General features: G+C 31.2%; 9 protein-coding genes. 7 read left to right on the forward strand and 2 right to left on the reverse strand.

All coding sequences use genetic code 11. The features are described from left to right. The first annotated feature begins 2 nt into the window (after positions 1-2). Positions 3-1,325 (forward strand): M18 family aminopeptidase, encoded by a 1,323-nt coding sequence (locus JOD41_RS08675; protein WP_205052489.1) that lies wholly within the window; start codon positions 3-5, stop codon positions 1,323-1,325. Positions 1,326-1,616: 291 nt separating this feature from the next. Here the strand turns inward: JOD41_RS08675 and JOD41_RS08680 are convergent, their stop codons facing one another. Further along, positions 1,617-2,609, reverse strand: a complete 993-nt coding sequence (locus JOD41_RS08680) for a helix-turn-helix domain-containing protein (protein WP_205052490.1) — start codon at positions 2,607-2,609, stop codon at positions 1,617-1,619. A gap of 160 nt (positions 2,610-2,769) precedes the next feature. Here JOD41_RS08680 and JOD41_RS08685 point away from each other — a divergent pair, with 160 nt between their 5' ends. Genes JOD41_RS08685 through JOD41_RS08710 form a run of 6 tightly spaced genes read left to right on the forward strand, consistent with a single transcriptional unit; the run spans position 2,770 to position 10,275 of the window. Continuing rightward, the gene (locus JOD41_RS08685) at positions 2,770-4,524 is read left to right on the forward strand and encodes an ABC transporter ATP-binding protein (protein ID WP_205052491.1); all 1,755 of its coding nucleotides are present in this window, start codon (positions 2,770-2,772) and stop codon (positions 4,522-4,524) included. Then, positions 4,508-6,229: an ABC transporter ATP-binding protein gene (locus JOD41_RS08690; protein ID WP_205052492.1), complete on the forward strand. Its 1,722-nt coding sequence runs from the start codon at positions 4,508-4,510 to the stop codon at positions 6,227-6,229. The genes JOD41_RS08685 and JOD41_RS08690 overlap by 17 nt, the downstream gene beginning before the upstream one ends. A gap of 11 nt (positions 6,230-6,240) precedes the next feature. Continuing rightward, on the forward strand, positions 6,241-7,584 hold the full coding sequence (locus JOD41_RS08695; protein WP_205052496.1) for an MATE family efflux transporter: 1,344 nt from the start codon (positions 6,241-6,243) through the stop codon (positions 7,582-7,584). A 59-nt stretch (positions 7,585-7,643) separates the two neighbouring features. Then, positions 7,644-8,228, forward strand: coding sequence for an MptD family putative ECF transporter S component (locus JOD41_RS08700; RefSeq protein WP_205052493.1), 585 nt, complete (start codon positions 7,644-7,646; stop codon positions 8,226-8,228). Further along, complete coding sequence (locus JOD41_RS08705; protein ID WP_205052494.1) at positions 8,228-8,917, forward strand: energy-coupling factor transporter transmembrane component T family protein; 690 nt, start codon at positions 8,228-8,230, stop codon at positions 8,915-8,917. The genes JOD41_RS08700 and JOD41_RS08705 overlap by 1 nt, the downstream gene beginning before the upstream one ends. Beyond that, positions 8,911-10,275: an ABC transporter ATP-binding protein gene (locus tag JOD41_RS08710; RefSeq protein ID WP_205052495.1), complete on the forward strand. Its 1,365-nt coding sequence runs from the start codon at positions 8,911-8,913 to the stop codon at positions 10,273-10,275. Before JOD41_RS08705 ends, JOD41_RS08710 begins: the two co-directional genes overlap by 7 nt. A gap of 261 nt (positions 10,276-10,536) precedes the next feature. On the opposite strand, the gene JOD41_RS09305 is transcribed toward JOD41_RS08710, so the two are convergent. After that, a complete protein-coding gene (locus JOD41_RS09305; RefSeq protein ID WP_338046858.1) occupies positions 10,537-10,920 on the reverse strand; it encodes a transposase in 384 nt (127 codons plus the stop codon). Positions 10,921-11,168 lie beyond the last annotated feature (248 nt).

An 11,168-nucleotide genomic window follows, 5' to 3' on the forward strand; every position in this document is an offset into this window, starting at 1 on the left:
TTATGAATTATTTAGAAACTTCAAAGGAATTGTTAGATTATATTAGAAAGAACGCAAGTATGTTTCACACAATTGACACTGTGAAATCATATCTTGATGGAGAAAATTTTATAGAATTAAAAGAAGGCGAAAGCTGGAATATTGAAAAGGGCAAGAATTATTACACAACAAGAAATGATTCATCAATAATTGCCTTTAAAGTGGGCAAAGATCTTTCAGACTACCACTATCAACTTGTTGCTTCACACTCTGACTCTCCAACTTTTAAAGTTAAGAGCGTGCCAGAATTAGAAGGAGCAGGAGATTATATTAAGTTAAATGTAGAAGTTTACGGTGGACCAATTGATTGGACTTGGTTTGACAAACCTCTTACTCTAGCAGGAAGAGTATTAGTAGAAGAAAATGGTTCAATTGTATCAAAGCTTTTATACATTGACAAAGACATTTTAATTATCCCAGATGTTGCTATTCACATGAATAGAGAAGTAAATAAGGGCTATGAATTTAATAGACAAGTAGATTTACTTCCATTATTTACAGCAGGCGCTTTGAAAAAGGGCGACTATGACAAAATGATCGCAGAAGAACTTGGAGTAAGTGTAGAACAAATTATTTCCAAAGACTTATTCTTAGTGAATAGACAAGAAGGAAAAGTTTGGGGCTACAAAGATGAATTTATATCATCACCAAAGCTTGATGACTTAGAATGTTCTTTCACATCATTAAAAGCATTTATTGCAGGAAATAATGACAAGGCAGTAAATGTATATGCTTGCTTTGACAATGAAGAAGTTGGATCAAATACAAAACAAGGCGCTATGTCTACCCTACTTCATGACACATTAAAAAGATTAAATGCATCTCTCGGCTTTGATGAAGAAGAATATCATAAAGCAGTTGCAAAATCTTTCTTAGTTAGTGCAGATAATGCTCACGCAGTTCATCCAAATCACAAAGAATTAACTGACGATGAAAATAAAACTTTCATGAATAAGGGTATTGTAATAAAAGAAGCTGCAAATCAAAAATATACATCAGATGCTTTTTCACAAGCAGTCTTTAAAAAGATTTGTGCCCTAGCAGAAGTTCCAGTGCAACACTTTGCCAACAGAAGTAATATGCAAGGTGGTTCAACTCTTGGAAACTTATCAAATACACAAGTTTCACTTCACGCAGTTGATATTGGACTTGCACAACTTGCAATGCACTCAAATTATGAAACAGCAGGAGCAATGGACCCAGCTTATATGATTAAGGCACTTACAAAATATTACAATTCCAATATAAAAATTGATGGAGCATCAAAAATTACTGTTGAAGAATAAATTATTTAAAAAATAATTTTGACGAAGAATAATTTTGGTGGAAAAATTCAAAAATAATTTTAAGCTGATGTTGCAGAATAGATGATTCTACTCTGCAACATCATTTTTTTATCAAGTATTTAAGCTTAGCCCTATTGATAAGAGACATATTTCACTTATTATATTTTCTATTATGGGACTTTTGCGACAGTCCCTTTATTTTTTTTTGCTAATGTTTTATTAGATTTATACATACCTATACCAATATCTTTAAAATCATATAAGATAAGGACCTATAAATAAAAAAGTACTTTAATCACAATAATCGCATTTTAAATTGTGATCCTTGCAAGCTAAATTACGAACTTGACTAGGAAGTTTTCCCTTGTACCTTTTGTAATAAATGGAAAATTTGCTTGCTGATGAGTATCCAACAGACTCAGCTATTTCCTTTACAGGAAGTTCGGTATTTAAGAGAAGAGTTTCAGCTACATTCATTCTTTTTCTTTGGGTGTATTCTGTAATGCTTTGACCATATTTTTCTTTGAACAAATTTTTTAGTTTAGTACCGCTCATTTTAGATATTTTTTCAAGGGTTTCTTGATTTACATTCATAGTGAAATGATCATCTAAAAATCTTGCTACATCTTCAAGTGCTTTATTATCATCAGATTCAATTTTATATTTTTTCCTATTTAAGTAGGTATCTATAACAATGCTTACCCATTCATTTGCTTTGGCTTTAAAGAAAAAATCAGCGGCAGGAGGGTCCATCTTACAATTTAATATTTCCATTGCCACTTTTTCTAAGGATTTTGTAAGAATTATTTGATTAGGTTGAAGTAAAGCTGAATAAAATGATTCTGGATTAATGTTAATAGATGCTAAATGTTTTTCTATTAGTTCTTTTTTAAAACCAATGGAAACAGCAAGATAACAACAATTCTCGTGTAATAAAAAAACAAAGTCATCTCTTATATTGTCAAAATCAAGAGTACATAATGAGTTTGCGGTAAGTGTTTGATAGGGATTAAATTTGTCTCCGTTTGCGCTGACTATGTAGCTTGTGTATATTGAAACATAATCTGCCATGCTATAAGTATTATTTTGAATTACTTCTTCTCTGATATAAAAGTCATGGACATCAATAATAAACCCATCTCCTTCATAAAACCAATATAGGCCTTCTGCATAGGTTGAATCCTCTTTTTTCCAACAAAAAGTGTGCCCTGCACTTGAATACTTCTTATTGTTTTTACATTCATCTACTTTCATATAATCTTTTACAAAATCAATATAAGTCATAATTCACCTATCCCTTTTAGACAATATTCCAATTAGCCTTATTAATTCAAAACTATTGTATTAGCAATTATAACCGATATATAATATGAAAGCAATGATACTTATTATCAAATAAGGAAATTTTTATCTAAAAGGGATATCAAAGAAAGGAGATATGATTATGAAGATTTACAAAAAACTATTTGCTTATGTACAGGATAAAAAATATCTTGGGGTTTTAGCTATAGTTTTTTCTGCTATATCTGCTGCACTTACGGTATATGGATTTTATTTAATCTACAAATTTCTGGATAATTTAATAATTAATTCAGATTTATCTGGTGCAGAGAGCATAGCATTAAAATCTGTTATCACACTAACAAGTGGAGCAATATTTTATTGTGTTTCAGGAATGTTTTCACACATCTTGGGATTTAGGCTTGAAACAAATTTAAGGAAAAGGGGGATTGATGGGTTAGAGAAAGCTAGTTTTAGGTTCTTTGACTTGAATCCATCTGGTCAAATAAGAAAGATCATAGATGACAACGCCGCGCAAACTCATCAGGTTGTAGCTCACATGATTCCCGATAGTTCTCAGGCAATAGTTACACCCATACTTGTCCTTGTACTAGGCTTTATAGTAAGTATAAGAGTTGGCATAACCTTGATTGCTCTTACAATAATTGGTGGCTTAATTTTAGGTGCAATGATGGGCGAGCAAAAATTTATGAATATATATCAAGAAGCTCTATCTAAACTAAGCGCTGAAACTGTTGAATACGTTAGAGGGATGCAGGTAGTAAAGATATTTAGAGCAAATGTAGAGTCATTTAAAAGCTTTTACAAGGCGATAAAAGATTATTCAAAGTATGCTTATGATTATTCACTATCTTGTAAAAAACCTTATGTTTTGTATCAATGGTTATTTTTTGGTTTAATTGCAATTTTAATTATTCCTATAGTTTATTTTATGACTAGCTTAGGCAGCGCCAAGGTGATTTTACTTGAGCTTATCATGATTTTATTCTTATCAGGAGTTCTCTTTGTTTCATTTATGAGAATGATGTGGTACTCTATGTACATTTCTCAAGGCAATTATGCAGTGGATACTTTAGAGGCACTTTATGAAGATATGCAAAAAGACAAATTAGTGCATGGTAATGTCAATAATTTTCAAAACTATAATATAGAATTTGAGAATGTTAGCTTTGCATATAGCGACAAAGCTGTCATTGAAAATTTATCCTTTAAATTAGAAGAGGGAAAGTCCTATGCACTAGTCGGTTCATCCGGATCAGGCAAATCAACAGTAGCAAAACTTATATCAGGTTTTTACAATGTTAATGAAGGAAACATAAAGATAGGCGGGATAGCAATAAGTGAATATTCTGACGAAGCCTTAATTAAAGCCATTTCCTTTGTCTTTCAAGATTCAAAATTATTCAAGAAAAGCATTTATGAAAATGTAGCCTTAGCTAATAAAGATGCGACAAGAGATGACGTTATGAGAGCCTTAAAATTAGCAGGATGCGATTTGATATTAGACAAATTCCCAGAAAGAGAAAATACAATCATAGGCTCAAAGGGAGTTTATTTATCTGGTGGAGAAAAACAAAGAATTGCAATTGCCAGGGCAATTTTAAAGGATTCCAAAATTATTATTATGGATGAAGCATCAGCATCAATCGACCCAGATAACGAGTTTGAATTGCAAAAAGCTTTCAAAAATCTTATGAAGGATAAAACAGTTATCATGATTGCACACAGGCTATCTACAATTAAAGACCTTGATGAAATTATTGTGATGGATAGGGGAAAAATTATAGAAAAAGGATCAGATCAAGAGCTAATGTCAAGAGATACAAACTATAAGAGACTGCAAGAGATGTTTAACAGTGCGAATGAATGGAGGGTTTCAAATGAAGGAGTTTTATAAAAAAAGATTTGCTCTTACAGATAAAGGAGCAAGAAATTTAAGTAAAGCAACACTGGCTTCATTTTTCGTTTATTGTATAAACATGTTTCCTGCCATGTTACTAATGATTTTTGCTCAAGAAGTTTTGGAAAATATTGGTAAAAGCAAGGGCTTTTATATAGTATTCTCAGCCTTGACCTTGATATCAATGTATATTTTGCTTTCTATCGAATATGATAAATTATACAGCACAACATATCAAGAAAGTGCAGATTTAAGAATAAGGACAGCAGAAAATTTATCAAAACTACCTCTATCATACTTTTCTAAGCATGATATTTCAGACCTAGCCCAAACAATCATGTCTGATATTGAAGGAATAGAGCATGCAATGAGCCACTCGATACCAAAAGTGGGTGGCATGGTACTCTTCTTCCCGCTTATATCTATCATGATGCTAATAAGCAATGTGAAGATGGGTTTAGCTGTTATTATTCCATCTCTTTTAAGCTTTATATTTATACCTTTATCTAAAAAAATTCAGGTTAAGGGACATAAAAGATATTATGATATTCTAAGAAAAAACTCAGAAAGTTTTCAGGAAAATATCGAAATGCAAATGGAGATTAAAGCCTATGGCTTATCAGAGGAAATGAAAGAAAAACTGTATGAAAAAATGGATAAAAGTGAAAAAGTGCACTTAAAATCGGAAATAATTACAATTTTAACTATGTCTATATCTTCAATATTTAGCTTCATATCTCTTGCTGTTGTAATACTTGTAGGAGTTAATTTAATTATCAATAAAGAGATAAGCCCTCTCTACATTATAGGATATTTACTAGCAGCTATGAAGATAAAAGACGCTCTTGATGCATCTAAAGAGGGAATGATGGAGATATTTTATTTATCGCCTAAAATTGAAAGATTAAAAGAAATTCAAAATCAAGATTTACAAGAAGGCGATGACTATGAACTAAAAAAATTTGACATTGATTTAAAAGATGTTGAATTTGCCTACAATAAAGACACAAAAGTTTTAAATGGTGTAAGCTTTAAAGCTAAGCAGGGAGAGGTCACTGCTTTAGTTGGAGCAAGTGGCTGCGGCAAAACAACTATATTGAAACTTATATCAAGACTTTATGATTACGACGAGGGACAAATCTTAATCGATGGCAAAGATATAAAAGAAATATCAACAGAATCCCTTTTTGATAAGGTGTCTATTGTTTTCCAAGATGTAGTTCTATTTAATCAAAGCGTTATGGAAAATATTAGGATCGGAAAGCAAGATGCAAGTGACGAAGAAGTTAAAAGAGCAGCAAAACTTGCAAATTGCACAGATTTTATAGAAAAAATGGATAAAGGCTTCGATACAGTTATTGGTGAGAACGGTGCTGAGCTATCAGGTGGAGAAAGACAAAGATTATCAATAGCCAGAGCCTTCTTAAAAGATGCACCGATATTGATCTTAGACGAGATAGCAGCAAGCCTTGATGTTGACAATGAGAAAAAAATTCAAGAGTCTTTAAATAATCTAATTAAAGATAAAACTGTTGTCATCATTTCACACAGAATGAAATCCATAGAAAATGCAGACAAGATTGTAGTTCTTGAAAACGGAAAATTAGAAAGCCAAGGCAAACATGAAGAGCTTTTACAAAAATCAAAAGTTTACAAGAATTTAATAGAAAAAACAAAAATGGCAGAAGAATTTATATATTGAAAGAACTAAAAATGAAACAAAACATGAAAGAAAAGTTGTTGACCAAGAAGCCATTGTCTTTAATGTTTCAATTATCTATACCAGCAGTAATTGGCATGGTGGTTATAGGTCTATATCCACTTATGGATGGAATATTTGCTGGACAAATAATTGGTGAGAATGCTATGGCGGCTTGCTCAATAGCTATGCCACTTACATTTTTTAATAATGGGATTGCCACGCTTATAGGGATAGGTTCAGCATCAATTTTATCAAGAGCCATGGGAAAGAGTGATAAAGATACTATAGACAAGCTTATGGGAAATCTTATCTATTGGATTATATTTTTTTCAACGATCATAACAATAGGAGGAATACTTCTAGGACCATATTTTTTAGATTTAATTGGAGCAACAGGAGAAATAAAGGCATTAGGCATAAGGTATTTAAGAATAATATTTCTAGGCTCAATTTTTGTAAACTTTACCCAGTCAGCCAATATGGTTATGCGTGGTGAAGGACTTATGAAAAGAGCAATGAGTATCATGGGACTTGGTGCCTTTATCAATATAGCTCTTGATCCAATACTAATGAAATTAATGGGTGATTATGCCATTGAGGGAGCAGCTATAGCAACTGTAACAGCACAAGTAATTCAAGCGGTTATTACTCTTTATTATTTTAAAAGTAAAAGTGAAAATGTAAAAATAAAGAAAATAAAAAAAGAAAAAGATATATCAAAGGAAATGTTTGGAGTAGGAGTATCAGCTATGATCATGCAAGTATTTTTCATGGTTCAACAAACATTGCTTTATAGACAAGCTTTTAGATATGGAGGAGATCCAAATGCAATATTAATGTCGGCAACTTTGAGATTTTATGGATTTTCATTTATACCAATTTGGGGAATGAGTCAGGCGTTACAGCCGATTATTGGTACAAACTTTGGAGCAAAACAATACGATAGAGTAAAGGAAACTATGAAGATATTTTCTATAGGAGGAACAGTACTTGCAGCAATTTTTTGGTTACCAGCACAAGTATTTTCAAAACAGTTACTTGGTTTATTTAAAGTAAGTCAGGATATAATTTCAAGTGGAGTTAATAATTTCAGAATGTTCTATTCAGTATTTATTCTTTATGGAATTATGATTATGACAATAACTTTTTTCCAAGCGATAGGGGATGGAAAAAAAGCTGGAATGATTGTAATGTTAAGACAGCTAATACTACTTGTTCCAGCCTTACTTATATTACCAAGAGTATTTGGAGCAAGGGCTGTTTGGTGGACAGAACCAGTTGTAGATTTTACTATGATAATGGTAGGTTTAGCAATGCAAGCAAAGGCTCTTTCAAATATGAATGTAAAAGATTAAAAATAAAATAAAAATAAAAATAAAAATGACAGAAGAATTTATACATTAGGAGTAATAAAATGGATAATAAAAAATTAAAAGTAAAAGATTTAGTAAGTATCGGCGTTTTTGGCGTGATTTATTTGGTCTTGCTGTTTGGAATTGGCATGATGGGCATTATCCCAATATTGTTTTTAATATACCCAACAGTTTTGGGCATAGTTGCAGGGACTGTAGTTATGTTATTTATGACAAAGGTTCAAAAACCATGGGCGTTATTTATATTCGGCATGATATCACCTCTTGTGATGTTTGCTGCTGGTCATACTTACGTCGTTGTAGTTTTATCGCTTATAGTAATGATAATAGCAGAATTAATTAGAAAGATTGGTAATTATAATTCCTTTAAATACAATATGCTTTCTTACGCAGTTTTTAGTATATGGATATGCAGCTCTATGATGCAAATGCTTTTAGCAAAAGAAAAATATTTGGAAATGTCTATTGAAATGATGGGAAAAGATTATGTTGATGCAATGGAAAAACTAATAACATATCCTCACATGGCCTTAGTAGCCTTAGGTGCTTTTCTAGGAGGAATTCTTGGAGCATATATAGGCAAGGCTCTATTGAAAAAACACTTTGAAAAAGCAGGCATTGTATAATGCCTACCTTTTCTTCAAATGCTCCATTTAATCCCAATCCAATAAGTAAGATATTAGTAGTATTTCTTACAGGATTAACTGTTGCGCATAGCTTAAATATCCGTTTGGAGCTAGCGATTGTTTGTCTTATTGGTATTTTGTTTTATTTGAATGGGTACAAAAAAACACTTTTTAAATGGATAATTTTATGTATAGCATTATATTCTGTACCTAATTTTATGATTCTATCTACACTAAACCCGATACTCAAGATGTTTTTAAGTATACCTATAGTCTTTAGAATGTTTTTATTGCCATTTATGGCAGCAAGCCTCATGATAAAGACATCTGATGTAGGTGCAATAATTTCGTCAATGGATAAGCTTAAAATTCCAAAAAATCTTTCCATACCTATTGCAGTTATGTTTAGATTTTTCCCATCTTTTAAAGAAGAGAAGAAAAACATCAAAATGGCTATGAGAGTAAGGGGGATAAATTTTAAAAACCCAATCAAATATCTTGAATATGTTTCAGTGCCACTACTCATTATATCTTCAAACATTGCAGATGACATTGCAAAAGCAGCAGAAACAAAGGCAATAGAAAATCCAATTGCCAAGACCAGATATATTCGATTAAAGATACAGCTAATTGATTTTGTTTATGTATTAGCAGTTGCTGGACTTATTGTGGGAGGCTTAATATGGTAAAAATAAAAAATTTAAGTCTTGATTATGGAAAAGAGCATATATTAGATGATATATCACTATCAATAGCCGAGGGAGAGTGCGTGCTATTTACAGGAAAAAGTGGAAGTGGTAAGTCATCTTTAATAAATTCAATCAATGGTTTAGCTGTAAGGTATGATAACGCAAAGACAAAGGGCGAAATAATCATTGATGGTAAAAATATAAAAGAGTTGGAGCTTTATCAAATCTCAATGCTTGTCTCAACTGTTTTTCAAAATCCTAAGACATATTTCTTTAATATAAATACGACATTAGAATTATTGTTCTATTTAGAAAATATTGGTCTTGCAAGAGAAGAGATGGACAGGCGTTTGAAGGATATGCTTGAGATATTCCCAATAAAAAATCTTTTGAATAGAAATATATTTAATCTATCCGGCGGTGAGAAACAAATACTTTGCATTGCCGCTTCTTATATAGCAGGCACAAAGATAATAGTTATGGATGAACCTTCATCAAATTTGGATATTAAAAGCATAAGCATTTTGGCAAAGATGCTAAAGATATTAAAAGAGAAGGGCATAAGCATAATTGTAGCTGAGCATAGAATCTATTATTTGATGGACATAGTTGACCGTGTATTTTTAATAGATAAGGGTAAACTTAAAAAAACTTATACTAGAAGTGAATTTTTAAAGTTTGATAAAAATGAATTGAAGGATTTAAGTTTAAGAGATAAAGAATTAAGTAAATTAGAAGTTCCTTATTTAAAAGATGGTGGAGAATATCAGATAAAAAATCTTAGCTGCAAATTTACTGATGATGAGTGTTTAAGTATAAAAGACATCTCATTTAAGCTTGGAAAAATTTATGGCATAATAGGATCCAATGGACGAGGAAAGTCAACGCTTTTAAGATGTTTAATAGGTCTTGAGAAAAAATCAAAAGAAGAAATTTATTTTAAAGGAGAGAAACTATCTAAAAAAGAAAGACTCAAAAACTCTTCACTTGTTATGCAAGACGTAAATCATCAATTATTCACAGATGAAGTATTCAAAGAGCTCGGTCTAGGAGTAAAAAATCTTGATGAAGAAAAGGCAAAAATTATTTTAAAAGATTTAGGCCTGGACGAATTTATTGAAAGACACCCAATGAGCTTATCAGGAGGACAAAAGCAAAGACTTGCAATAGCGTCCATAATGTGCAAAGACTCTACTTTTGTTTACTATGATGAGCCAACTAGCGGTATGGATTATTCCAATATGATAAAAATTTCTGAACTGATTAAAAAATATAGAAATAAAGATAAAATAATTTTTATTGTTTCCCATGACATAGAATTTTTAAATGAAGTGGCAGATGAGATTTTTGAATTGTAAAATAGAACCTATTAAACCTGTCTATAGAACTGGAAGATTATTTAAAAATTTAAAAGATACTAAGAAATATTGGTATTTATTAGAGAAATATCTTCAAAAATTTTAGGGTATTCATATATTTTATAATATTTAATTGTATTATTAATATTTTCCGTATCTTTAGGGAAATTCTTTATTGACTTACCAAAATTAAAGAGATGAAAGATAAAATAAGGTGATGTTATAGGATAGATGATTCTACTCTGTAACATCATTTCTTTATCAAGTATTTAAGTTTAGCCCTATTGATAAGAGACATATTTCACTTATTATGTTTTCTTTTCCTCTGTGGTGAAATTTGTTGTATTTTAAGCCTGACTTTATTTTGGAAAATGCTCCTTCGGCTTGAATTGATCTATTTATTCTTTCTTCTATTCCTTGATCGGATATTATGTTTTTTAGGAATTCTTCTCTATATTTTTGAAATGTTTCGGCTATGTAGATTCCTTTTGTTTTTTGTCCTTCTTTGTTCCAGTCGAAAGATCTGTAGACTTTTGTTATTGTTATGTATCCAATTTTTCTTTTTCTGTATCTGTCATTACATCTTATGAATTCTTTGCCCTCTTGTGATATGTATTCGTAACGGTTTTCAAAAATACATTGTATTAAAAAAAGGCGAGGATTTTTATGTTTCCTCGTCTTTTTCTATTTTATGACTTTAGTCAGTTGAGCACGCAACGCGTGCGAAACAAAAAACTACCCGCTATGCGGGTAGGCAACAATAGGTTATACCAAAAAATCACCTGCGTATTATAATAAAGTTGTTCAGACCTAAAATAATAAGAGGTGATTAATATGGCACAAAAGGCAAATTCATTATCACACACAAAATGGATGTGTAAATATCATATTGT

This window comes from Peptoniphilus gorbachii (assembly GCF_016908115.1).
Taxonomy (GTDB): domain Bacteria; phylum Bacillota; class Clostridia; order Tissierellales; family Peptoniphilaceae; genus Peptoniphilus_A; species Peptoniphilus_A gorbachii.